The 23,930-nt window shown below is 55.2% G+C and carries 26 protein-coding genes; 14 read left to right on the plus strand and 12 right to left on the minus strand.

Annotation, left to right across the window (positions count from 1 at the left end; genetic code table 11):
* The first annotated feature begins 74 nt into the window (after positions 1-74).
* From DOP62_RS09865 to DOP62_RS09875, 3 genes are all read left to right on the plus strand, one after another.
* Complete coding sequence (locus DOP62_RS09865; protein WP_370538780.1) at positions 75-389, plus strand: hypothetical protein; 315 nt, start codon at positions 75-77, stop codon at positions 387-389.
* Between the two features lie 176 nt (positions 390-565).
* Positions 566-1,552, plus strand: coding sequence for a cysteine synthase A (locus DOP62_RS09870; RefSeq protein ID WP_208675172.1), 987 nt, complete (start codon positions 566-568; stop codon positions 1,550-1,552).
* Entirely contained in the window at positions 1,549-1,842 is a 294-nt protein-coding gene (locus tag DOP62_RS09875) for a hypothetical protein (protein WP_208675170.1), read from the plus strand. The genes DOP62_RS09870 and DOP62_RS09875 overlap by 4 nt, the downstream gene beginning before the upstream one ends.
* On the opposite strand, the gene DOP62_RS09880 is transcribed toward DOP62_RS09875, so the two are convergent.
* Positions 1,839-2,708 (minus strand): 3'(2'),5'-bisphosphate nucleotidase CysQ family protein, encoded by an 870-nt coding sequence (locus DOP62_RS09880; protein WP_208675168.1) that lies wholly within the window; start codon positions 2,706-2,708, stop codon positions 1,839-1,841. The genes DOP62_RS09875 and DOP62_RS09880 overlap by 4 nt on opposite strands.
* Before the next feature lie 39 nt (positions 2,709-2,747).
* Between DOP62_RS09880 and rsmI the strand changes: the two genes are divergently transcribed.
* From rsmI to DOP62_RS09895, 3 genes are read left to right on the plus strand one after another with little or no spacing between them, the layout of a single operon-like run.
* Positions 2,748-3,626: a 16S rRNA (cytidine(1402)-2'-O)-methyltransferase gene (gene rsmI, locus DOP62_RS09885; RefSeq protein ID WP_208675166.1), complete on the plus strand. Its 879-nt coding sequence runs from the start codon at positions 2,748-2,750 to the stop codon at positions 3,624-3,626.
* On the plus strand, positions 3,623-3,835 hold the full coding sequence (locus tag DOP62_RS09890; protein WP_011377477.1) for a lipopolysaccharide assembly protein LapA domain-containing protein: 213 nt from the start codon (positions 3,623-3,625) through the stop codon (positions 3,833-3,835). The genes rsmI and DOP62_RS09890 overlap by 4 nt, the downstream gene beginning before the upstream one ends.
* A gap of 58 nt (positions 3,836-3,893) precedes the next feature.
* The gene (locus DOP62_RS09895; RefSeq protein WP_208675162.1) at positions 3,894-4,328 is read left to right on the plus strand and encodes a hypothetical protein; all 435 of its coding nucleotides are present in this window, start codon (positions 3,894-3,896) and stop codon (positions 4,326-4,328) included.
* Here DOP62_RS09895 and DOP62_RS09900 read toward each other — a convergent pair.
* Both DOP62_RS09900 and DOP62_RS09905 read right to left on the minus strand, forming a co-directional pair.
* Positions 4,325-5,113 carry an ABC transporter permease gene (locus DOP62_RS09900; protein WP_208675160.1) on the minus strand — a complete coding sequence of 263 codons (789 nt, stop codon included), beginning with the start codon at positions 5,111-5,113 and terminating at the stop codon, positions 4,325-4,327. The two genes, DOP62_RS09895 and DOP62_RS09900, sit on opposite strands and share 4 nt — an antisense overlap.
* Positions 5,110-6,027, minus strand: coding sequence for an ABC transporter ATP-binding protein (locus DOP62_RS09905; RefSeq protein ID WP_261790071.1), 918 nt, complete (start codon positions 6,025-6,027; stop codon positions 5,110-5,112). Before DOP62_RS09905 ends, DOP62_RS09900 begins: the two co-directional genes overlap by 4 nt.
* Before the next feature lie 277 nt (positions 6,028-6,304).
* Between DOP62_RS09905 and DOP62_RS09910 the strand changes: the two genes are divergently transcribed.
* Both DOP62_RS09910 and DOP62_RS09915 read left to right on the plus strand, forming a co-directional pair.
* A complete protein-coding gene (locus DOP62_RS09910) occupies positions 6,305-6,643 on the plus strand; it encodes a tRNA-binding protein (protein ID WP_208675155.1) in 339 nt (112 codons plus the stop codon).
* Between the two features lie 513 nt (positions 6,644-7,156).
* Positions 7,157-8,122 carry a DUF2806 domain-containing protein gene (locus tag DOP62_RS09915; protein WP_208675153.1) on the plus strand — a complete coding sequence of 322 codons (966 nt, stop codon included), beginning with the start codon at positions 7,157-7,159 and terminating at the stop codon, positions 8,120-8,122.
* Between the two features lie 334 nt (positions 8,123-8,456).
* Here the strand turns inward: DOP62_RS09915 and DOP62_RS09920 are convergent, their stop codons facing one another.
* A complete protein-coding gene (locus DOP62_RS09920) occupies positions 8,457-9,188 on the minus strand; it encodes a class I SAM-dependent methyltransferase (protein WP_208675151.1) in 732 nt (243 codons plus the stop codon).
* Complete coding sequence (locus DOP62_RS09925) at positions 9,188-9,835, minus strand: GrpB family protein (RefSeq protein WP_208675150.1); 648 nt, start codon at positions 9,833-9,835, stop codon at positions 9,188-9,190. The genes DOP62_RS09920 and DOP62_RS09925 overlap by 1 nt, the downstream gene beginning before the upstream one ends.
* Positions 9,836-9,999: 164 nt before the next feature.
* On the opposite strand from DOP62_RS09925, the gene DOP62_RS09930 reads away from it, so the two are divergent.
* The 4 genes from DOP62_RS09930 to DOP62_RS09945 all read left to right on the plus strand — a co-directional run bounded on the left by DOP62_RS09930 (position 10,000) and on the right by DOP62_RS09945 (position 13,333).
* The gene (locus DOP62_RS09930) at positions 10,000-10,389 is read left to right on the plus strand and encodes a hypothetical protein (protein ID WP_208675149.1); all 390 of its coding nucleotides are present in this window, start codon (positions 10,000-10,002) and stop codon (positions 10,387-10,389) included.
* Positions 10,386-11,477, plus strand: a complete 1,092-nt coding sequence (locus DOP62_RS09935) for an inorganic phosphate transporter (RefSeq protein ID WP_208675148.1) — start codon at positions 10,386-10,388, stop codon at positions 11,475-11,477. The genes DOP62_RS09930 and DOP62_RS09935 overlap by 4 nt, the downstream gene beginning before the upstream one ends.
* 64 nt (positions 11,478-11,541) lie before the next feature.
* Positions 11,542-13,068 (plus strand): gamma-glutamyltransferase, encoded by a 1,527-nt coding sequence (locus DOP62_RS09940; protein WP_208675147.1) that lies wholly within the window; start codon positions 11,542-11,544, stop codon positions 13,066-13,068.
* 13 nt (positions 13,069-13,081) lie between these two features.
* Complete coding sequence (locus DOP62_RS09945) at positions 13,082-13,333, plus strand: hypothetical protein (protein WP_208675146.1); 252 nt, start codon at positions 13,082-13,084, stop codon at positions 13,331-13,333.
* 228 nt (positions 13,334-13,561) lie between these two features.
* On the opposite strand, the gene DOP62_RS09950 is transcribed toward DOP62_RS09945, so the two are convergent.
* Positions 13,562-14,605, minus strand: a complete 1,044-nt coding sequence (locus tag DOP62_RS09950) for a hemolysin family protein (RefSeq protein ID WP_208676832.1) — start codon at positions 14,603-14,605, stop codon at positions 13,562-13,564.
* Between the two features lie 257 nt (positions 14,606-14,862).
* Between DOP62_RS09950 and DOP62_RS09955 the strand changes: the two genes are divergently transcribed.
* Positions 14,863-16,599 (plus strand): GGDEF domain-containing phosphodiesterase, encoded by a 1,737-nt coding sequence (locus tag DOP62_RS09955; RefSeq protein WP_208675145.1) that lies wholly within the window; start codon positions 14,863-14,865, stop codon positions 16,597-16,599.
* A gap of 119 nt (positions 16,600-16,718) precedes the next feature.
* On the opposite strand, the gene guaA is transcribed toward DOP62_RS09955, so the two are convergent.
* Positions 16,719-18,305, minus strand: coding sequence for a glutamine-hydrolyzing GMP synthase (guaA, locus tag DOP62_RS09960; protein ID WP_208676830.1), 1,587 nt, complete (start codon positions 18,303-18,305; stop codon positions 16,719-16,721).
* Positions 18,306-18,461: 156 nt separating this feature from the next.
* Positions 18,462-19,586, minus strand: a complete 1,125-nt coding sequence (gene cbiD / locus DOP62_RS09965) for a cobalt-precorrin-5B (C(1))-methyltransferase CbiD (protein WP_208675144.1) — start codon at positions 19,584-19,586, stop codon at positions 18,462-18,464.
* Positions 19,587-19,660: 74 nt separating this feature from the next.
* Between cbiD and DOP62_RS09970 the strand changes: the two genes are divergently transcribed.
* Positions 19,661-20,809 (plus strand): pyridoxal-phosphate-dependent aminotransferase family protein, encoded by a 1,149-nt coding sequence (locus tag DOP62_RS09970; protein WP_208675141.1) that lies wholly within the window; start codon positions 19,661-19,663, stop codon positions 20,807-20,809.
* Between the two features lie 79 nt (positions 20,810-20,888).
* Here the strand turns inward: DOP62_RS09970 and DOP62_RS09975 are convergent, their stop codons facing one another.
* From DOP62_RS09975 to DOP62_RS09990, 4 genes are all read right to left on the minus strand, one after another.
* Positions 20,889-21,365, minus strand: a complete 477-nt coding sequence (locus DOP62_RS09975; protein ID WP_208675139.1) for a Tic20 family protein — start codon at positions 21,363-21,365, stop codon at positions 20,889-20,891.
* 68 nt (positions 21,366-21,433) lie between these two features.
* Entirely contained in the window at positions 21,434-21,634 is a 201-nt protein-coding gene (locus DOP62_RS09980; protein WP_208675137.1) for a hypothetical protein, read from the minus strand.
* 187 nt (positions 21,635-21,821) lie between these two features.
* Entirely contained in the window at positions 21,822-22,619 is a 798-nt protein-coding gene (locus DOP62_RS09985; protein ID WP_208675136.1) for a RecB family exonuclease, read from the minus strand.
* Between the two features lie 124 nt (positions 22,620-22,743).
* Positions 22,744-23,919 (minus strand): MFS transporter, encoded by a 1,176-nt coding sequence (locus tag DOP62_RS09990; protein WP_208675135.1) that lies wholly within the window; start codon positions 23,917-23,919, stop codon positions 22,744-22,746.
* Positions 23,920-23,930 lie beyond the last annotated feature (11 nt).

The following is a 23,930-nucleotide window of genomic DNA, read 5'->3' on the forward strand; positions in this document are numbered from 1 at the left end:
GTCCTCGGTCTGTAATCACAATCAAGCTCTGGATGAGGTGTTGGGGGTCGTCTGGCCTCCAACACTTTTTTAATTTGGGACGACCTGAAAGTGGCTTCTCTACACTCAAAGCAGGAACGCTCTGGAAAACTCAAATGTTGAATGATCGCGATCGCGCCAAACTGAAGCAACTCAAGCAGCAACTGCAAGAACCACCGCCACCACCGGCGATCGAAGAAGACCCGGAAGCAGCGCTACGCCAAGAATTTGATGACTTGCTGAAAGGGCGAAAACGGATCAAGCCCAAGACGCAAGGCCAAGCCAAGGCCGCTCCAGCTCCTGCTGATGATTATGTAGAGTTCCGTAAATTACTGCTGGAAGATTCAGGCGATCGCCGGCAACAAGGTTGAAGAGTTCCTTAAATTTGGCGATCGCCTCCCCGAAATTCCTGACAATGGCGGCGCGAGATATCCACTTCGCTAATCGTGACAGGAGACCAAGCCCCCTCGTTGGGGCTTTTTTGTGGTCTGTGAGGGAACCAAAGCGACTTGGTAGGATCAAACCCGGCCGCCCCACCGACAAACTCATGGATATCCGCAACGGCTTTATCGACACGATTGGGAACACGCCGCTGATTCGCCTCAACAGTCTGAGCGAAGCCACCGGCTGCAATATTTTGGGCAAAGCCGAGTTTCTCAACCCTGGTGGATCGGTCAAAGACCGGGCTGCGCTGTTCATCATCGAAGATGCCGAACGGCAAGGCAAGCTGCGTCCGGGCGGGACGGTCGTCGAGGGAACGGCGGGCAATACGGGCATTGGGCTAGCGCATATCTGTAATGCCAAGGGCTATCGCTGCCTGATTGTGATTCCCGAGACCCAATCGCAGGAAAAGATTGACCTGCTGCGGACCTTGGGTGCGGAAGTACGGACAGTACCTGCTGTCCCCTATCGCGATCCCAACAACTACGTCAAAGTGTCAGGCCGCCTGGCGGAAGAACTGGACAACGCCATTTGGGCGAATCAATTCGATAACCTCGCGAATCGCCAAGCCCACTATGCCACCACGGGCCCTGAAATTTGGCAGCAGACTGAAGGCACCGTTGATGCATGGGTGGCGGCAACGGGAACGGGTGGCACCTATGCGGGTGTTGCCCTCTACCTGAAGGAACAAAGCTCCAACGTGCGTTGCGTCGTCGCTGACCCGATGGGGAGTGGCCTCTACAGCTGGGTGAAGACCGGCGAGATTTATCTGGAAGGTAGCTCCGTCACCGAGGGCATCGGCAACAGCCGGATTACCGCCAACATGCAGGATGTGCCGGTCGACGATGCCATCCAAATTGGCGATCCTGAAGCGCTGGAAATCATCTATCAACTGCTGCACCACGATGGTCTGTTCATGGGCGGTTCGGTCGGGATCAATGTCGCTGCTGCCTATCGCCTTGCCAAGGAAATGGGGCCAGGCCACACGATCGTGACTGTTCTCTGCGACGGCGGAGCTCGCTATCAATCGCGGCTATTCAATGCAGAATGGCTGGCCTCGAAAGGACTGCAAATGCCGCAGGTGAACCGATGAAACGCGATCGCCTACCGGCACTGCTGGCTTGGATTGCCGCCAAATGCGCAGAAGAACTGGACGTCCGTCTGCTTGCGACTCCAACAGAAGAACTCTGGGGGCGCCACATCATCTGGCTATTTTTGCTGACGCGCAGCGAGCAGGAAGATCCGAGCGATCGCCAAGCCGTCAATGACTTCCTCGCGGAACTAGCCGATGAGGAAATGGCAGCTGCTCGGCAAATCTTCTTCCAGATTGTTGAGCAGAGACGAGCTGCCAACCCTGTAGCTTCAACGCCAGATCTGGGTTAGTCCAAACTGGCAAGAAGATCGGCGGCTTCTTGGCAGAGGCGATCGTGGGCGGGGCCGTTGCTAGCGATCAGGCAACCCCATTGGCTGATGTCGCCAGTGTTGTAGCGCAGGGCTGAACCGTCGGCATGACTGAAGCGCCCACAGGCTTCGAGCAATAGCAACTCGGGGGCAGCCATATCCCAATCCTTGGGCGCTGACTTGCCGGAGAGTGACAGGTAAACATCGGCGCGTTGCTCCGCGATTGCCACAATCTTGACGCCGACGCTGCCGACATAGATCTGCTGCTGCAAGGAAAGGCGATCGAGCAATTGCTGGAAGCGATCGCCCCGATGGGTGCGGCTGGCAACCAGAATCAAATCGTCTTGGCGATCGGAAACGGTCAGCTTGGTCTGAGTCCCATCTTGCGTTTCTCGGTAGCAGCCTTGGCCTTGCACTGCCCAATAAAGAGTCTGCTGAGCCGGAATTGCAACGACGGCTAGGACAGGACGCTGCTGGTAGGTCAGGGCAATCTGCACGGCAAATTCGCCCGTGCGATCGATGAAATCGCGGGTGCCATCCAGCGGATCGATGATCCAAACCCAGTCTTGCGGTAGCGGCAAGGTTAGTGCCGTGCGATCGCTTTCTTCGCTGAGGTAGCCAAATGGCATATCGCTAAAAGCGGTTTGCAGCCGCTCCAAAACGTGTCGATGAATCGCTAAATCTGCGGCCGTAACTGGATCGTCACCCTCCTGCCACAGCTTCGGTGCTGCCTCAGCTTGAGCCGCATAGAACTGCAGTGCAATATTCGCTGCTTCCCAGCCCACTTGACGGGCGATCGCCAACACGGCATCGACTGGTTGACCGGCGATCGCATGGAGAGGGGACATAGCACTCTAGACTCGGCATGGAGATTCTACCCCTGCACTGTGACTGAGCCTTGCCCTAGCACGCTCTACCTCGTGGGTACGCCGCTCGGCAACCTCGAAGACATCAGCTATCGTGCCGTCAAAATTTTGCGCGGGGTGGATGCGATCGCGGCGGAAGATACCCGACGCACGGGGCGTCTGTTGCAGGCATTGGGTATCGATCGCCCCCAGGTGAGCTATCACGAGCACAACCGCCAGCAGCGGGGGCCAGAGCTGATTACTCGCCTGCAAGCCGGTCAGAGCATCGCCTTGGTCAGTGATGCTGGGATGCCCGCGATCGCTGATCCGGGGCAGGAGTTGGTGCAAGCGGCGATCGCCGCCGGATTAACGGTGGTGCCGATCGCTGGCCCCAGTGCGGTGATTGCAGCCCTCTGCGCTTCGGGGCTAGCGAGCGATCGCTTTGCCTTTGAAGGCTTTTTGCCCGCCAAACGCAAGGCGCGGCGAGATGTTTTGCAATCGCTCAGTCAGGAAGCTCGAACGCTGATCTTCTATGAGTCGCCTCATCGCTTGCGGGACACGCTGGAGGATCTCGCAGCTGTTTTTGGGGGCGATCGCGCGATCGTGCTGGCACGAGAGCTGACCAAGCTGCATGAGGAGTTTTGGCGTGGCAGTGTGGCGGAGGCGATCGCCGAATTTGAGCGGCGGGAACCTCAAGGTGAATTTACGCTGGTGGTCGCGGGGGCTGTTGTCCAAACCCAAGCCCTCAGCGAAGAGACACTCCGGCAAGAGCTAGCGACGCTGTTGGCAGCGGGTGTCTCCCGTTCTGAAGCCAGTCGAACCCTCGCAGCTCAAACCGGCACCCCCAAGCGGCGACTCTATCAACTTGCTCTCGAAGTGCCGCTGCCCGAAGATGAAGGCGCTACCTCCTCAGAGCCATGAAAGGACTCGTCACTTTTTTAATCTGCCTGATTTGCACCCTCTGGTTGGGGGCGATCGCGGCTTTGACGGCGCAAAATCCAAGCTTGGTCAGTGTGCGCTTGCTGGTGCTCGAAAGTGTGCGGATTCCACTCGGACTCGCGATCGCTGGAGGTGTGGGAGTAGGGCTAATGGCAGGCGCGCTGCTTCAACTTTTTGTGCGTCGTCCCTAGCCGCAAGGGCAGTTGGTTCAGATCAGTCACAGACAAAAGGGATCGTTAAACTGGGGCCATGCTGAGTTTTTTAGCGATTCTGCCGCGATCGCTAGTGACGTTTTTCTATGCGGCAGCGGCTTTATTGAGGTTTTATGGCGATGCCGAAACCATCCCCTTCGAACAATACGGATTCACCTACACCGTCCTCGACTGGAGCCTCGTGGCTTTCCTCGCTGCGTCAGTCCTGCTACTGGTGGCTATCGGCATTGAGTGGCACGGTGGAAACCGAAGAAGAGATCAAGAGGCTGAGGACAGAGCGGCTACGGCTGAAGCAAGAGACCGAGCAGTTGCGGCAGCAGAACGCGAAGCTCGACGAGATTATCTTGCAGCGAGAGAAGCAGAACGCCAAAATCGACGCGATATTCTCCAAATACGACATCAACTCGACCCCAGCCCCGAAAACCGAGCAGCCCTAAGGGATTTCTTGGCGATTCTGGAAGAAGACCGCTAAGCACCCATGGCTGAGTAGTGGCGCAGACCCCGCCGCCAGAGCCAACGATTCAGGAGCCAAAAGAGCCCCATCCAGCCGGACAGAATGGCAAAACCGGGGGCGATCGCGACGGGCAAGTCCAGCAGAATCGCCACAGGAAAATAGATCAGATAAGGAAAGGGTGTCCAGATTACGATCGCCTGCAACTGCTCTGGAAAAACGGAGAGCGGCGCGACCATACCCGACAGGAAGAGGTAGGCCAGAAACCAAAACTGCTCAAGGGCACTGGCTCGCTCAATCCAAAAGCTGAGCATGGCGAAGGTGTACTGGATCAAAAAGCGTAGGCAAAACGCCGCCGCGATCGCCACCAGAAAGAGCAACAGACGCCAGAGCGACGGCAGTACCCAAGCGGCGGGATAGAGCCAGATCGCCAGTCCTAGCAGCAGCACAATAAACGGTAGGCGGGCTAGGCGCTCGGCTATGTGCGAGGCAAAGTGGTGCCAGCCCGGATCGAGCGGTTGCAACAGTCGAAAGGAAAGCTGGCCTTTGACGACTTCTTTTTCGAACTCCCAAATCACCCAGACGACGGTGAGCTGGCGAGCTAGAAAAACGGCCAAAAAGTACTGAACTACGGCTTGCGTGGAGAGGCCAAAGTCGCCGCTGCGCACGGCCTCATCCCAGACGCCCATCATGATCAGTGGCAGCGAGCCGGAGAGCACCCAGAGGATCAGCTCGGCGCGATACTCGACCATGTAGTCGTAGTAGGTCTTGAGCAGTGTTGCTGGCAGCCGCCATCCCCGCTTCATGCCACCACTCCTGCACTGAAGACGCGACCAATCACTTCTTCGACGGGCGGATCTTCAACGCGCAAGTCACTGACGGGCAAATCGGCCAAGAGCCGCGTCACGGTTTCTGTCAGGTGCGATCGCTTCACCAGTAACCGCACCGAAAGGCCATCACAGCTTTCGACTTCGCCATAGCGACTCAGGTCGTCAGGCGATCGCGGACTCTCGAGATCAATTTGAATTTGGCGATAGGGGGCAAAGCGATCGAGCAAGCCGTCTAGGCCGCCGTCGTAGATCAGGCTGCCGTAGTGAATGACAATGACGCGTTCGCAGAGGCGCGTGATGTCGGCCATGTAGTGGGAGGTCAGCAGAATCGTGGCGCGATAACGTTCGTTGTAGGTCGCCAAAAACTCCCGCACTGCCGTCTGAGCATTGACATCCAGCCCCAGCGTTGGCTCATCGAGAAATAAGACTTTCGGACCATGCAGTAATGCGGCCAGGAGTTCGGCCTTCATCCGTTCGCCCAGCGAGAGCTTGCGCACCGGCTGCCGCAGTTGCTGTTGCAGGGACAGCATTTCCGCGAGCTCGCCAATACGGTGATCGAGGTCGCGATCGCTGATGCCATAGACTGCGCCATTGATCCGCAGCGAGTCTAGAGCGGGCAAGTCCCAGATCAGTTGCTGCTTTTGGCCCATGACCAGACTGATCTGTTTGAGGAAGGCCGGTTCCCGCCGAAACGGCACAGACCCTGCGACTCGGCAGGAGCCACTGGAAGGCCGAATCAAGCCGGTCAGCATTTTCAGCGTTGTGGTTTTGCCTGCGCCATTTGGCCCCAAGAAACCAACCACTTCGCCGGGTTCGATCCGAAAGCTGACGCCTTTGACGGCTTCGATGTCGCGGAAACGCCGCTTGAAGAAATGGCGGACGCTGCCCATCAAGCCCGGATCTTTGAGCGCTACAGGATAGACCTTGCGCAGTTGTTCAGCTTCAATCACGCTCTACCCCACGGTTCGCCGCGATCGCGGCAGCTTAGCAGTGCCCCTGATCCTAGACGTTTCTGGGTTGCCACAGCCGGTTGGCGGATGGGTGTGAAGTTAGCCGGTTGATGGCGGTTTATATCCGCACGCTTGTTGCCAGCACCACACAGTTAAATGGTCATTGTGTAGATGCAGCGCGTAAACAGGATTGTTCGGTTCATAGGAGGTGTATTGCATGGAAACCATTACCTTCGATGAGTTTCTGAAGGTTGAGCTGCGTGTCGGAAAGATTGTTGATGCGACTGAGTTCGTTGGGGCGCGGAAGCCAGCCTACATCCTGCATGTCGACTTTGGCGAAGAGATTGGTGTCAAGAAATCCAGTGCACAGATTACTGCGCTCTACAAGCCGGAAGAGCTGATTGGTCGGCTGGTCGTAGCGGTCGTCAATTTTCCACCGAAGCAAATTGGTCCGCTCATGTCTGAGTGCCTTATAACGGGCTTCCACAACGAGAATGGAGAGGTGGCGCTGTGTGTCCCTGACAAGTCCGTTCCACTTGGCACGAAGTTGCTTTGATTCAGTCCGTTCGTTCAGATGTTAGCTAGCTAGATTATCTGTTGGCGTGCACTTGAAAAGCTGTTGCTAAAGTTTTTGGAGGTGGAAAGAGAGTTGATTGGCCAGTGAGTCTATGCAGTGAGAACCAAATCTCTGTATGGCTGTCGTACATTCTCTAGCTCATTAAAAGTCTGTTCGGCCCATCGCGGCAGCTTAGCAGTGCCCCTGATCCTAGACGTTTCTGGGTTGCTACAGCCGGTTGGCTAATGGGTGTGATGTCAGTGATAATCCGGTTGATGGCAGCTTATCCCTTACTTGGTTGCTGCAATCGGATATGGAAAATAGAGAATTTCTCAGTTTTGAGGCTGAAATGACACAAATGAATCGCCTTGTAAACTTAGATCCAGCAATTGGGGTAGATTGTGATGCTACTGCAGATTAGTACTAGACGATACTCTAAGTTTCTACGAATAACATGTAGACTTGTTAGATAATCAAAAAAACTTCAGGGCGTGTTAAGTAGATCTAAGACCTATGAGCAATTGGCTTACTCCCATATCTGAGACAGCAAAGAGTACATTAAACATAATTAAATCTATTGGTCCATTGCTTATCTCACAATCTAACTTTGCATCTGAAGCCTATGCACGACACCTATTACGCTTAGCAAGCGTAGAAGCAGCTAAAGAATTAGTGAATCAAGAAATTGATATTTATTCCAAGGCTAAAGAGCAATTAATACAGCGATATATTGATGCAGATCAAGTAGAGCGCATCCGAATAAAACGTGATCTTGAAGATATAGAATCTAATGTTAGGAGCTTGAATATTGCAGCTACAGCTATGAATTATTTATCTTTAGAACAGAATTCAGCTGAAAAGGTTTCTGATAGTCAAGAAACCTCTAGCTTAGATCAGAAAGAAATCTCACCCCATTGGCTGGATAAATTTAATGAGTTATCACGATCAAGGAATGAAGATTGGAGAGCCAATCTTTTGTCATGCGCTCTAGCAGTAGAATCAAGAAGACCTGGCACTGTAAGCCCACGCGCACTTTGGTTGCTAGGCACTTTAGAAGAGCCCATATTTAAAGCATTCGCTACTATTCTTGATTTGAGTTCCTTTATAGGATCTGGCTTGATGATTCCAGACTCAGAAGTAACTCTTCTGCAAAAACCAGTCCCCAATTGTGAACTTGGGGACACAGTTTCAATTGGACGATTGGTATATCTTCTGAGTGATATTGGGGTTTTAGCAGAATCATTAACAACGCAACGTTCTTTTCCACAGGGCTCTAAATTCTCTGTTAAATACCATTCTTTTCATTATTGTATAGAGTGCCTTAGTAATCCCTTAACTGTAGAAGGTGTAATCCTTACACCTCTGGGCTCGTCTCTTGCTTCGTTTTATAGTCGAAACTTTAATCCACTTGGAGCAGAAATATTCCAAGCTTGGATTAATAGTCTTGATAGGAACCATTTCTTAGTAACCAAGTTATAGATATCACAAAATTTTTAATTCCTAAAAAATTCTATGAATATTAACTTTCTCAAGCCTAATTTTGCAGGTCTAGAAAATTATTTTTGTCTATTTACGGTCGATCACAGGAAATATCAGATGATTCTGTAGAAGAGCTTGAGATACCCTAGGTTGAACGTTTAAAACAAACGTTTTTATAAGATATTTGGCAATTTTAGAGATGAATTTTTGGATTGATTTTGTCTAGATTGAGATTGATTTTAGATATAGCATCTTACATCTAACAACATCTGCCTAATACAAGTCTACATGAATTATATTGTTGTCAAATCGATAAAATTCTGTATCTAAATTGCTACAGTTTTAGGTGATCGGCAATCAAGCGCAGCATGCCTCTCGGTGCTGCCTCTATCTTTGCTATAAAGCCTTTGTCTGCAAACATCTGGCGGACTACTTCAGGTGCCAGTCGCAGCTTCAGGTAGTGACTGACTTGCATTTTCCATTGGTCCCCCTGCCGTTCATGGAGGATGTCATGCACACAGATGCGATCGCCTTGTTCTTCCAGAAAGCAGGTGAGAATTCGAGACTGATCCGATCGCACAGAAATAAAGCGGCGATCGCCCTGTAGCGGTTGCGAATAGTCGCGGAACGTCGCTAGAAAACGCCCGCCCGGCGCAAGATGCTCGTGAGCTAGACTCGCGAGGCGATCGACTTCCTCAGGACTGCTGAGATGAGTCAGAGTATCGCCCATGCAAACAATCAGCGTTGCCTTAGTGCCCGTTGGTAGATGCTTAGGAAAATCCAGCAAATCGCCACAAACAGACTGGATGGGCAGAGAACCCGCCAACTCCTGCAACCGCGCCAATAGGTAAGTAGAAGAATCGATCGCGATTACCTCAAAGCCTGCCTTTGCCAAAGGAATCGCGTGCATCCCAAAGCCTGCACCCAAATCCAAACACAGCCCCGGTGAGGGTAAGAGTCCGGCTAAGTCTGCGGCTCCCGCTGCCAGTGCGGCCTCCGCGCCACCGGCCATCCATTCATAAATAAGTGCAAGCAATTGCTCGTAGTGTTGGGCTGTGGCGGTCATCAGCTTATTGATGCAGATGTGGATGAGTGTTGGGCGATCGCCGCTCGAAAGATCTCATTCTCGGGCTGCTCTAAAAACCACGCGATCGCCTTGGCTTGAACCTCCAGGATAAAAGCCTCTTTGTGACTGTTGTAGTCCAGTAGATCCTCAAAATCGATTGCAGAAATTCTCTGCTTGAGCGCTTGGTAAGCCTCACGCATCTCTGGATGAGCGATCAAGTAATCCCGAAAGGCTACATGCCGAACCCAATGATAGGTGCCATAGGTGATGACATGGATATTGACTGTGGAAAGGTAATCCTGACCAAAAGCTAAGGGTTGATCAGGTTTCAGGATTGTCGGTAATTCTGCATCTGAAAGTGCTTTCAATTGCACATAAAAGCGACGGTAGGGCATCGCCTGATTAAAGGCTTCGACGTAGGCATAGCCTGCTGCCAGCATTGGTGCGATCGTGGCATCTAGCGAATGCGAGTCACGTAGGCCAACCAAGATATCAATGATGGGTTTGGCAACAAGATTCCCAATCGCTGTGCTGCCAATATGCTCAATCACCGGATTGAGAGGGGCGATCGCTTGATTAATCCGCGATCGCTGCTGTTGAAATTGCTCTTTCCAAGCCGGTGTGTAGGGCTCCAGCGTAATTTTCACGATCGCTGACGGTCACTCAAAATCAGAAAATGCTGATGAATCACATCTTCTAATAACCCCTTCCCATAAAACAAGCGATCGCAAAATCGAACGGTAGAACCAAGGCTGCTCCGCGAGGGTCAAGCAGCCGCAGCGTATGATCCGGAAAGCGATGGGTTGGGTCGATGCAGACTCCCGAAGAACGCCAGCGATCGCTGGCTGGAACTGCGATTTGGATTGCAGTTTTGTTTAACCTGACCTGTAACGGCGGCGGCTATGTCTATCAACGACGCTGGAAAGCCTACTGGCTCGGTGCATTAATTGCCTTTCTCGCCGCACTGGGTAGCGGGAGTGTGGCGGGGGCGATCGCTTGGGCCAGAACGCCGTCTGTCAGCTTTGAAGACCGCGCCACTAATTTTGCTTGGGCGGCGCTGGGAACGGGCAGTGTGGGCTGGTTGGCCGTGGGCTTTGGATCGGCGATCGAAGCGGGAATTACTGTGCAGCGCCTGCGTCGGCGCTTGGCTCGCCAACCGGAAAAAGTTGCTGTTTCCGAGTCCATTCCTCCCAGTTCATGATCGCCGCCCTGTTGGAACTGAGCAGCAGCGATCGCAGTTGGCTGATCTTGGGGGTGCTGCTCTGTTTGCTGTTTGAGTTAATCAACGGCTTCCACGACAGTGCCAACACGATCGCGCCGCTGATTTACAGTCGCGTCCTGACGCCTCTGGCAGCTGTGGTTTGGAGTAGTGTCTGGAATCTGGTGGGGGCGATCGCCTCTTCCGGTGCAGTCGCCTTTGGGATTGTGGCGCTCTTGCCACCTACAGCAGCAGGGCAGTCGCCGGACTGGTGGGCCGTAGCAGCGCTGTTATTGGTGGCGATCGCCTGGAACTGGGTGACGTGGTGGCGGGGTATTCCGCTCTCCAGTTCGCAAACCCTGATTGGGGCATTGATTGGTGTCCACTGGGGACAACTGTGGAGTGAGCAGGCCTGGACTTGGCAGGCTTTGACGGTGCCGCCGCTCCCCGCCACGGTGGAGGCGCTGTTGCTCTCGCCGTTGCTGGGCTTTGCTCTGGCCTATGGATTGCTGAGTCTGGTGCGATCGCGCTTACAGTCCCGGTTGGACCCGTTGGAAGCTCCAAGTGAGCCACCGCTGTCATGGCGAGTGCGCGGTAGTCTCTTGCTGGCTTCAGCCGGAATGAGCTTGAGTCACGGCACCAATGATGGTCAAAAGGGCATGGGTCTGCTGCTCTTGATTCTGGCGACGGCATTGCCCGATCGCTTTGCGACGGCATTGGATCAGCACTACTTACCCCTCGGCATCAAAGCAATCGTTGCCCTCAGCTTGGCGATTGGCACCCTGATTGGCTGGCAACGGATCACCCACACCCTCGGCGAAGCAATGGGCGATCGCCCGCTGACTACCGCTCAAGCCCTATCAGCCTCTACGGTGACGACTGCGACGATTCTGACGGCCAGTGCTTGGGGACTGCCGATCAGCACCACGCAAGTCCTGACGGCGGGCATTGCTGGCAGCACGCTCGCCACTCAAATAGCCCTCAACCGCCAGACAATTCGACGTTTGCTCTGGACTTGGCTGATTACCCTGCCGATCGCCATTGGCTCGGCGCTGTTGCTCTACAGTCTCGGACGCGTGATTGGGGCTTGACGTTCGTTGTTGTTGTCAGGCTCTCGGCAAGCTGCGACGATCGCGGCAGTCTCTGAGGACCAGCATGGCTAAGCGGGGGGCGATCGCCGCCGGACATCCACAGACCGTTGCGGCTGGCTTGGTGGCCTTGGAAGCAGGGGGTAATGCCTTTGATGCTGCGATCGCGGCGTTGGCAGCTTCGTGGATCACTGAGCCCCTGCTGACCTCACCGGCGGGAGGTGGCTTTCTGCTCGCAGCACAGCCCCACCAAAGCCCTCGCCTCTATGACTTCTTTTGCCAGACTCCCAGTCAGCGATCGTCAGAACCGCAGGATTTCTATCCCGTTGGGGTGGATTTTGGCGATGCGATTCAGGAATTTCACATCGGCTTAGGCTCCGTCGCCGTCCCCGGATTGCTGGCTGGACTGCTGAGGGTGCAGGCCGAACTGGGACGATTACCGCTTTCTGTCGTCTTGGAACCGGCGATCATCTTAGGCCGCGAGGGTGTGGAAATCAATGCCTTTGGTGAATACTGCTTTCGGCTGCTGGACCCAATCGTGACTGTAACGCCGGGAGCTCGATCGCTCTATCAGCCCCAGGGGCAACCGCTGCGATCGGGCGATCGCTTCACCAATTCCGACCTTGCTGCGGTCTTAGAGGAACTAGCAACGGCCCATGGTAGCCGTTTCTATCAGAAAGAACTGTTGCCTGCCCTAGCGAACTACTGCGCTGCTGGCGGCAACCTGCAACTGGCGGATTTGCAGCAGTATCCCGTCGCTGTGCGATCGCCCCTCGCCATCCCCTTTGGTCGCTATCGGCTGTTGACCAACCCACCGCCCAGTAGTGGCGGGCTGCTGATTGCCTTTGCCCTGTCGCTGCTCAATCAATCCGCGATTAGCCTCGACCCGCAGCGGCATCCGCAGGATCTCGTGCAATTGATGCGGTTGACCAATGCGGCTCGCCGTGACTTTCTCGATGGGGCACTGCAACAAGCCGGAATCGATCGCCAATTCCTGCAAGGTGCGGCTTTTGAACAAGCTGCTGCTGGCTGGCTAAATCGACTGGGCAGCACCACCCACATCAGCGTCATTGATGCCGAAGGCAACGCTGCCAGTCTCACCAGTTCCAATGGCGAGGGCTGTGGTCATGTCCTGCCGGGCACCGGCATCATGCTCAACAACATGCTGGGTGAAGCTGATCTGCATCCCTTGGGCTTCCATCGCTGGCCGCTGGGGCAACGCCTCGGATCGATGATGTCACCCAGCCTGCTCTGGGGCGAAGACGATCGTCCGCATTTAGTGCTGGGTTCCGGCGGCTCCAACCGGATTCGCACGGCCATTCTGCAGGTGATTCATCGCTGGGCCGTGGAAGGCTACGCACTCGCTGAGGCGATCGCAGCTCCTCGGCTGCATTGGGAGGCCGGAGTGCTGAACTGGGAACCCGGCTGGGATCCTGCGGGGATTGAAGCAGCGAGTCAACCCCCTGAAACTGCGATCGCTTGGACGGCTCCCAATATGTTCTTTGGCGGCGTGCATGCCGTGGGACTGACAGCGACTGGTGAATTTTGTGGGGCAGGAGATCCGCGGCGATCGGGCGCCTATGGTTGCTGTTGATGGAGGTCAGTCGATGTCGAGCACAACAGCACCAATCCTTAAGGCCAAACTGTTGGAATTCCTCAAGTTCCGTGTTCTCGCTGCCCAAGAGGAATTTTTTGATCCCTTTCTGAGCCAAGCTGCACTCCAAACCGGAACGCGATCGCCACTCGATGCCGCACGCTTGCGCCAGTATTTGCAGACTGCTGCACCTAGTTCCCTACAGCTATCAGATACCGAGCTGCTTCAGGTGTTTGAACAGGCTCGCACCCTCTACGTCAACTAGAGCTTCCCAGCAGGGACTCAAAACCGACTGGTTTTACCAAAAGCGATCGCAACTTCACCGGCATGCCTTACCTGCAATCTTGTTGCGGGGGGACTGGGGGAGTCGAGTCCCCCAGTGCGTGGGGGTGGGGGTGCGCAATCACCCCCACGGACAGAAGCCTTGAATGCTCAGCCCAAGGCACCCAAGCCAATATTTTTCTCTCTCAATTTCAGCTTGTAATGGCAAACATCAAGCCTCATCCAAGCCGCGTTGATGCAGAATCTGCCGCCGCCGGAAGCGAGCGATCGCCCGCAGATCGACATTGCGATCGGTTTCATCAACAATCTCGCCCGTCAGCACTTCCAGCACATCTTCCAGCGTGACAACACCCGCAACGCCCCCATATTCATCCAGCACGATAAACAAATGCTCCCGTACCTTTTGGAACGTCTTGAGCAACTTATCAGCCCGCACCGTCTCAGGCACAAAGTGGGCGGGACGCGCCAACGCTGACAGTGGTAAATTCCCCTGACCGGCCAGCAAAGCCGCCAACAGTTCTGTTTTCAGGGCAATGCCACTGACGGCATCGATACTGTCATCAACAATGACAATGCGGCTGTGTTGTGAGGCCAGAATTTCTGCCTTGACCGTCTCCAGTTGATCCTCGCCCCAGAGATAGGTAATCGCGACTCGGGGCGTCATCACATCCGATGCATTCAGGTCATTGAGCTGAAACACGCGCTGAATCATCTCCAGCTCATCCTGCTCGATCGCCCCTTCCTGATGACCGATGCTGGCGAGCAGTTGAATTTCCTGCTCGTCCGTCGTCAGTTGCGGACTGCCCTCATTGAACGGTGCTGTGAAATGCTCCAGCAGCCAGATAATCGGCAGCAACAAACGGGTGAGCCAGCGTAGCGGCTGAGCGGAGATCAGGGAGAGGGTTTGTGCGAAACGGGTGCCCAAGGTCTTGGGAACAATCTCGCCAAACAAAATGATCAGCAGGGTCAGGACAGCGGAAAACACGCCAATCCAAGCCGACTGCAGGACTTGCGCTGCCAAGCTACCGATAATGATGCTGCCCAGGATGTTGAACAGGTTGTTGAGCACCACCAAGGTGGCGAGAGGGCGGCTGATCTGCTCTTTGATCGCCAGTAAAGCGAGGGCTGCAGGGCGACGCGACTCCGCCAGTTGACGCACCCGAATTAGCGGGAGCGAGAGCAGAGCAGCTTCACTCGCTGAGCAGAGAGCTGAACCAATTAGGACAACGAGCGTAGCGATCGCAAGGGACAGCATGTCGGGGACAGGCAAGGATTGTTTTATGTGACATCTTCCCGCCCTTGATTGCAAGCGATCCGCAATGAGAACAGCCCTTCACGGCTCGTTAGGAGGGTTGGATGGCTTGGGATGGAGTAAACGACTGCAAGACAGCGATCGCCGCATGATCTTGCACCCATGTGATCGGCTGAGGTTTGAGCTGGGGTTGCAAAACCTTAAAAGAAACTTAACCTCGACCCTCTAGTCTGAGGGCGGAATCAAAGCCGCAATTCACGATGATTGCTCGCCCTATGGTGCCAATAACCGATCAGTTTGCAACGGATGATTTAGGGCTGGCTGACCGATCGCGATTTTGGCTAGCGGCTTTAGAAGCGACGGGTCAGGGCGTAGCGATCGCCGATGCTAACCACCCAGACCTGATCCTGACCTACGTCAATTCAGCCTTCAAAAAGCTGACGGGCTATAACGCCGCTGAAGCCTTGGGCAAAAGTTGTCGATTTTTGCAGGGGAGCGATCGCGCCCAACCGGGGATTGCCACCCTGCGTCAGGCGATTCAGAGCGGCAAGAGCTGCGAAGTCGTGCTGCGCAATTATCGGAAGGATGGCTCGCTGTTTTGGAACCAGTTAGCGATCGCGCCAATTACTGATAGTCAAGGCAAGGTTTCCCACTATGTTGCCCTGCAGCGCGATATCACAGCCCTTAAAGAACAAGAGCAGGCTATTCAGCGCCAAGGGATCTATGACGATCGCACCACGCTTCCCAAGCGCCAGCTCTTCCTTGATCGCCTCAATCAGGCACTGGCTTGGAGTCAGTTCAGTGGCATCCCTGGAGCGCTGCTATTAGTTGATCTGGGGACACCGACGCACCTCGATGGCAGTCCGGTCCTAAGTCCCGAAGCTGAAGAGAATCTCGAAGTCATTGCCAATCGCCTTCAGGCCTACGTTCGTCCCCACGAAACGCTGGCGCACCTCAGCCACTATCAGTTTGGTTTGCTGTTGCTGGATCCGAACGTGCAGTTGCGGGCGGAGGAACGCGCCCATGGCATTCAAGCGGTGATTCGCGATCGCCTAGAGGGATTTGAAGGGGGCGTTCATATTGGCATCGTGCCCTTTGTGACTAAGACACCGGCGACTGTCTTGCTTCAAGCTGCAGAAGCGGCAGCACAGAAGGCGCGATCGCAGCAGCAAAGCTACCTCAGCCTTGAGTCCAGTACAGTTCAAGAGGCTCCCGTTCAACACTCCCGCGATCGCGATTGGCAACAGGCGATCGATGCTGGCGAATTGACGCTCGCGCTCCAGCCCCAGATGGGTCTGCGCAATCGCCAACTGCGTGGCTTTGAAGTGCAACTACGCTGGCAGCATCCGCAGCAAGGGATGTTGCTGGCCTCACAGCTACTAGATCACCTAGAGGAATCGCCCCATCGGGAAGCCGTGGGTCGCTGGTTCTTGGATCAAGCCGGTCAGCTCCTGAGTCAATGGCGAACTGGCGCTCAGTTCAGCGGGCTGTTTGCAATTCCGCTGCTGCCGCAACAATGGCAATCACCCACCTTTCTCAGTGACCTGCGCACGTTGCTCGAGACCTATCAAATTCCGCCAGAGCAGCTGGAACTGGATGTGCCAGCCCAAGGGCTCGTGGATGGGTCTGCGGAATCTTGGGCCTGGATCCATGAGGTTCGCGCCTTGGGCATCGGCGTCAGCTTGGCTGATTTTGGGAGTCGCACTGTCGGCCTCTATGACCTCCGCGATTTACCCCTAACGACGCTCAAGCTCGAACGACGCTTTGTGCGTGGGTTGCCTGATGACGCGAACGACCGAGCGATCGTGCGTGGGGTGATGGCGATGTCCCAAGCCCTCAAGGTCCGGGTTGTTGCACGGGGTGTTGATACGGTAGAGCAGGCTAAATTTTTGGCGCGGGCAGAATGCGATGCGATGCAGGGTCTCGCCTACTCCGCTCCGCTGAACATTGAAGAAGCCCTGCAAGTCGCGCGATCGCCCCAAGCTCCCGCTTGGTAGTCCTGCCGCGATCGCCTAATTCTTCACTGCTAACTTCTCTGTCGTTATCCCTAAAAACAACGCTCCCTAGGGCTGGCTAGAGAGCGTTCATTCAACAACTTATGGAGCGGTGATGGTGATCATTCCCACTCAATCGTTCCAGGCGGCTTGGAGGTAATGTCGTAGACGACGCGGTTGACGCCCTTGACCTCATTGACGATTCGATTGGAGATCGTTTCCAGCAGATCGTATGGGGCTCGCGACCAATCTGCCGTCATGCCATCTTCACTGCTGACAAATCGCAGCACAATCGGATAAGCATAGGTGCGTTTGTCGCCCATGACGCCAACGCTCTTGACTGGCAGGAGCACTGCAAAGGCTTGCCAAAATTCGTCGTAATAACCCTGACGGTTGACTTCTTGACGAACGATCAAGTCAGCATCGCGCAGGATGTTTAGCTTCTCAGCGGTGACTTCACCCAAAATCCGAATCGCGAGGCCAGGACCCGGGAAAGGATGGCGCTTGACGATTTCTTCCGGTAGACCCAGCGATCGCCCGACCTGACGTACTTCATCTTTGAACAGACGCCGCAGCGGTTCAACCAGCTTGAACTGGAGGTCTTTGGGCAGACCACCGACGTTGTGGTGGCTCTTGATCTTGACCGCCACCCGCTCGCCGGTTTTCGGATCGACGTTGGTATCCGCCGACTCAATCACATCGGGATAGAGAGTGCCTTGAGCCAAATAGTCGAAGGGGCCAAGGCGGCGCGATTCTTCTTCAAAAACGCGAATGAATTCGTGACCAATCCGTTTACGTTTCTCTTCCGGATCGGTGATGCCTTCTAGCTTTTGCAAGAAGCGATCGCGGGCTTGGATATATTCCACGTGAATCTTGAATTTCTCGCGGAACAGCTCCATCAAGCGCTCTGGTTCGCCCTTACGCATGAAGCCCTGGTCGATGAACATGCAGGTCAGCTGATCACCGATCGCCCGATGCAGCAAGAAGGCCAGCGTTGAGGAATCGACACCGCCCGAGAGTGCAAGCAGAACGCGCTTGTCGCCAACACGGGCGCGCACTTCGCGAATTGCCTCTTCAACAAAGGTTTCAGTTGTCCACGTCGGCTCGCAATCGCAGATGTGATAGACGAAGTTGCGAATCAGCGCCATGCCATGGACGGAGTGCACCACCTCGGGGTGGAATTGCACGCCGTAAAACTTGCGCTGGTGATCCGCGATCGCGGCGCAAGGCGTGTTGTCAGTATGAGCCAGCAGCTCAAAGCCCTCGGGCATGACTTTGACTGAGTCGCCATGGCTCATCCACATGGTCGAGCCGGGTTCGACATTGGTCAGCAGATCGGTCGGATCATCAATGACGATCGCAGCTTTGCCATACTCGCCGCGCTCTGCCCGCTCAACTTGTCCGCCCAGCTGCTGCACCATCAGCTGCATGCCATAGCAGACGCCCAGCACGGGAATACCCAAGTTCCAGATTTCTGGATCGCAAACAGGGGCGTAGTCGTCGTAGACCGAATTGGGGCCGCCCGAGAGAATAATGCCCTTGGGAGACAGCTGCCGGATTTGTTCCGCTGTCGTGCGGTAGGACAGCACTTCTGAATAAACTTGCGTCTCGCGAATACGCCGCGCAATCAGCTCCGAGTACTGCGACCCGAAGTCCAGAATGATCAGCATTTCTCGATTGAGGGCTGCAACCTCGAGGGCAGCATCCATTTCTGTCTGGAGCGTCACGGCAGGGCTCGTCAAAAGGGCAGAAACAACCGGGAAACGCAGAACCGGAGGCCGCGATCGCGGGGTGAACAAGCCATCGTCCGCAGACGCTGATATTCGGTTTCCGGGCTGAAGATTCCCCCAATTTATCACGGGGATTTAGGCACCGGGGTAGCGCAGCGAATAGGCGATCGCTCGGTCCGCCAACCAAGTCTGTGCTTGCGGCGAGGCCGTGAGCAACTGGCGATCGCGCCCAAATAGCACCACGCCAATCTCAGGGATTTGCTCGCTGTAGCGACGAATGTAGGCTTGACTGCGATTGGCGATCGCTGCGGCGATTTGTGGCCACAAACGACCAGCCAGCACTGGATCGGACTGATCCAAATACTGAGCAGCCGCATCCACCGTCGGGAACTCCAGCAGCGATCGCAATTGCTCGACTGAAGCTCCGGCCGCGATCGCATTAGCAGCCAAAATTTCACGGCGGGCATCCGCAACATGGTGATGGGTATGGAAAATGCTGCCCGCTAGCTTGAGGAGTTTGCCGTGGTAGCCAAACAGCAAAATGTGTGGAATTCCCAACAAGCCGGCTTCCACCAGCAATGGCCCCAACCAGTTCGCCGTTTTCAGTTGGCGATCGCGAGGCAGGCCAATCTTTTGCGAGAGATCCAGACCGTTTTCGCCGATGCAAAAGATGACGAGATCGGGATCAGTGGCTAATTGACGGAGGCGATCGCGGAAGACTTGTAGTTGCTCCGGCGCACTCAGGGCTTCGGCCACGCCATGCGTCCCTAACAGAGAGAGACCTTCGACCACACCAAAAGCAGCATTGGCTGTACGCTCCGCCAGTCGTCGTCCTTCCGGCAGAATCAGCCGAACGGTTAAATGCTCCTCAGCTTGTAGAAGCGGCAGCAGATTTGCCCGCAATAGTCGTTGGGCGTAGTCATAAATTGCGGGTCCTGCTTCGCTATGGCCAATGCCTTCTCCGGCTTCTATTGCCAGTGAATCTTGATCCGGCGATCGCGGACTGAGTTGCACTTCTGCCCAGATGGGTGTGCCCCGCGTCAAATCGAGGTTATCGCCCGGATCACTGCGGCAAATGGCCAAGGCGCGATCGCGCCCCAAAGGCGCAACCTGTTCAATCGCGATCGCCACCGTTTGGGCGGGATCAATCAAGTCACAATCCACACTTTGAATGCTCGCCGCGGGTTGGCGTAGTCGTTGTAAAGCCGCGATCGCAGCCGCGCAGGCAAACACGGGCAAGGTATACCCCGAACGAGCCATCCCAGAATCTTTCCGATCGCCAAGTGCAGATCGTAGGCTAGTAGTTTCTGGACGATCAACGCGAAGCTGGCCCCATGGAAGACAAATTGATGCTGATGATTCCTGGCCCGACCCCGGTGCCGGAGCAGGTCTTGCTAGCGATGGCCAAGCACCCGATTGGACACCGCAGCGCTGACTTTAGTCGCCTAGTAGCCGACACCACCGCTGGCCTGAAGTGGCTGCACCAAACCACGGGCGATGTGCTGGTGCTCTGCAGCAGTGGCACGGGTGCCATGGAAGCCGGCATTATCAACTTCCTCAGTGCAGGCGATCGCGTTCTCTGCTGCGAAAACGGCAAGTTTGGTGAGCGCTGGGTCAAGCTGGCGCAAGCCTTTGGGCTGGACGTGGATCTCGTGCAAGCGCCTTGGGGCAAGCCGCTCGATCCAGAAGCGATTCGCGCCAAGTTGGAAGCAGATACCGACAAGCAAATCAAAGCGGTCATCCTTACCCACAGCGAAACCTCAACTGGGGTGATCAACGACCTCGAAACGATCAGTGGCTACATTCGTGCCCACGGTGCGCTCAGTATCGTTGATGCGGTCACAAGCTTGGGTGCGGCCAATGTCCCGATCGATGCTTGGGGCTTGGATGTTGTGGCTTCAGGTTCGCAAAAAGGCTACATGATTCCGCCCGGGCTGGGCTTTGTGGCGGTTAGCGATCGCGCATGGCAAGCCTACGCAACAGCGACGCTGCCCAAGTTCTATCTCGACCTTGGTAAGTACCGTAAAGCGGCTCAAAAGGACTCAAATCCGTTCACGCCGCCGGTCAACCTCTACTACGCCCTTGATGCGGCGCTGAAAATCATGCAGCGCGAAGGTCTGGAGAATATCTTTGCTCGCCACACCAAGCTGACTCGGGCGACTCGGGCTGCCATCAAAGCGCTCAACCTGCCGCTCTACGCAGCTGATGAAGCAGCCAGCCCCGCCATTACGGCGGTGGCACCTGTTGAGGTTGGAGCTGAAGATATCCGCAGCTACACCAAGAAGCACTTCGACATCTTGCTAGCAGGTGGTCAGGATGACCTGAAGGGCAAAATCTTCCGCATCGGCCACTTGGGCTTTGTCTCAGGTCGTGACTTGCTAACGGCGATCGCGGCGATCGAAGCGGCGTTGACTGGTCTGGGTTACAGCAACTTCACACCGGGTGCTGGGGTCGCTGCTGCCGCTACTGAATTGGCAAAGTAGTCGATTAGGCTGCGATCGCAAGCGCAATAAAAAAGGGCTTCATGACTCGCATGAGGCCCTTTTTGTTAGTCAGGATTGTTTAGCGAACTTGCATATAAACCGCATCGGAAATCGTTGGGATCTCAGCATAGCGACCCAAAATCGATTGAATGATCGAATAGAAGCAGCCCACTAGCGTTGCCAAGAAGATAGTGTTATTTAGCGTTTCCAAGATAAAACCACCGCCCAAAGTCGGCCGGAGCACCATCTGGAAAATAATGTTCGCTAAGATCAACAAAATATCAATCAAGATCGCCTGCATGGCATTGAAGCGAATGAAGTGATTGATTTTTTCATTGCGAACGACTAAGAAGAAGAGCAAGAAGAAAATAATCAAACCTGCAAACGGAATCTGAAAGAGCTGAAGGACAGGAACGAGCGGCAGAATTAAATACTGAAGAACAGGGAATTGATTGAATAAAGCAAAGCCAAAGCCCACGCCTTCTGCCAGTGGCAACAGGTAGGGCAGGCAGGCAAAAAAGCGATCGGCAGGTGAGGCAGAACCGCGCCAAGTCATGGGTAGTTGCAGGCTGAGTCGTCTTGCCCAGTGTAGCGACAGAACCCTGAAATCACGGACGTGGTCAATTAACCATCGATATTGGCTAAGCGAAAGCCCATGGTGCAACGGAATTGATCGGCTTGTTGAGCATTTTGCTTCGCTAAACCATGGCCACAGCGCAGACGACCGGCTTGCCAGCGCGGATGCCCACTACCATCCGCTAGTGGACAGTTTTGGCAGACACAATCTGTGGCCAACACATGCTGGTCGGTTAAGACAACAAGCATACGGACCTCCTGCTCAGGCGTTTGCCCCCAGTCTAGACATGCCAGTCCCTCCGTAATGTTCGGTGCGCAACGAATTGCGGGACTTATTCACAAATGGGTCATTAACGCACGTCTGTTGTCTTGGTCTTTGCTGCTTGTCCTCAAGATTCAGAGAAGACAAAAAATCGTGGGCGATCGCGCCTAGGGTCTACAGCGCAAGAGACAGTTGAATTCGGCGATCGCTCGACGATGTAATCGTTTCGGGAATCGGTTCAGCTTCTGCATTGACGGCAGGACAATAGCGCCGATAGCCACAACTGCGACATTGTTCCCCGACCTGTGGTTGCCATTGCTGGTCTGAGCGAATCTGCTGGGCCAGCGTGGCAATTTGTGCCAAGACGGCCTCTCGTTGCTGGGTTGTACAGCCGTAACAATAGGCTTGGCCGCTGCGTAGATGCACGAGGCTCAAGCTCTTGAGCTGACCATAGCGTTGCTCTAACGCCAGTTGATAGAGCCCAAGTTGCACATCAATTTGCTCAGGTCGGGGTGGCTCTAGTCGTTTGGCCGATTTGTAATCTACTAGATGCAAGCCATCCTCTCGAAGGTCGAGGCGGTCGTAGCGACCACTGACCAAAAATTCAATGCCTTCTAAAACCAGCGTGGCTTGAATGCGCCCTTCGATTGCGAGAGGCCGCTGCCAAGTCGCTTGCGGCTGGATCTGCTCTCGGTAGTAGGTTTCGAGAAGCTGCCAGCCTTCGTGTTGCTGTTCTTGATTGAGATCAGTGGCGATCGCGTGCCAACACTGGGCAAGCCAGGCGCGGCTGGGTTGAGGATCTTGGGCGTCCCAGTCGCCATGGAATTGAGCCAGACAGCGATGCAAGCTGGTGCCTAATGCTGTGCCACCAAACCCTGCGGGTCCAGGCAAGCGTTTCTCGTAGCGCCAGTAATAGGCTTGGGCACAGCGGCGATAGGTCTGTAGCCGCGTTGCACTCAACCGATAGGCCATAGCGACTCTCCTTTGCCAGAGACTAGCAAGTCCACAACGCTTTTAGGAACGAGGCTCGGCTGCCGAGAGGCTTTCAGTGTTTCCTGAGTAATGCGAGCGGATGTTCGCGTGGTTGCCAGCCCTGTTAAGGCGATCGCAGCAGTAGGCCATGTAAGCCCCCCATGGCGATCGCCAGCGGCAGAATCAGCAGCGGTACCACTTCTAAGCCAGCGCCACTAGCCACCCAGCCGATTCCAGCCGGAATCAGCGCTGACCCCACACTGGCTGCACTGGTTGCAAAACCAACCGTTGCCGGCACCATGCCTTCCGGTAGACGTTTGGGAATCAGCCAGATAATCGTGGGGAAAATCGCAGCCAGCGCAAAGCCAATCAACGGCAGACTGATCAGCGATTGAGGCTGCTGCCACCAGCCAATCAGCCCGATCATCAGCAAGCCCAGCGAGAGGGTAATGGTGCGGAGTCCGCCCAGCGATCGCAGACTGTAGCTCAGCAAGAATCGACCGGCTGTCAACCCTAACCAGTAGGCACTGAGACCATAGCCCGCCCAAAGGGGCGGCGTGGCCCGAGCAATCGTTTGGACGCTGTAGGCCCAGTGGCTCACCGAGGCTTCGATGCCGACATAGATCAGCAGAAATGCCCCAAACAAAAACACGATCGGGGTACGCAGCGATCGCCGGAGCTGCACATCAGCAGCACTAGCAAGCGGATTTGGATCCTTGAGGAGGGGTGGGTAGCGATAGAGCAAGGCTGTAAACACGCCAATCAATAGCAAGCTCGTGAGCGTGGCGAGAACGCCGTAGACTTGTCGCCACTCCAAACCCAAAGCCAAGAGTGTGGTCGCGATCGCTGGTCCCGCAAAAGCGCCAATGCCATAGAAGCCGTGCAGCGCTCCCAGCAAATGAGCCGTGCGATCGTCCTGCACCAGTGTGGTGTTGATGCCTGCATCAATTAGCCCAATGCCCATGCCCAGCAGTGGCCCCGCCAGCACCATCAGCAACCAAGTTGGAACGAGGGCATAAATCAGTAGTGCGGCAGTTAGCAGACCAGCGGCCAAGACCAACAACCGTCCTAGCCCCAGTCGTGCCATGACCAAACTGCTGGTGATCGCCGCGAGGATGTAGCCACAGATTTGACTGATAAACAGCAGCGTGATTGTGGCTGAGGTCAGCCCATACTCCGCCAGAATCGAGGGCAACAGCACACCAAGGCTGGCTTCCGCTAAACCGATGCTGATGAAGGCATAGAAGGCGACCGCCACACTGATCCAAAGTGGTGGTGATGACTGGGCAACGAGGCGCATGGCTCCAACTC

The organism is Synechococcus elongatus PCC 11801 (genome assembly GCF_003846445.2).
GTDB classification, from domain to species: Bacteria; Cyanobacteriota; Cyanobacteriia; order Synechococcales; family Synechococcaceae; genus Synechococcus; species Synechococcus elongatus_A.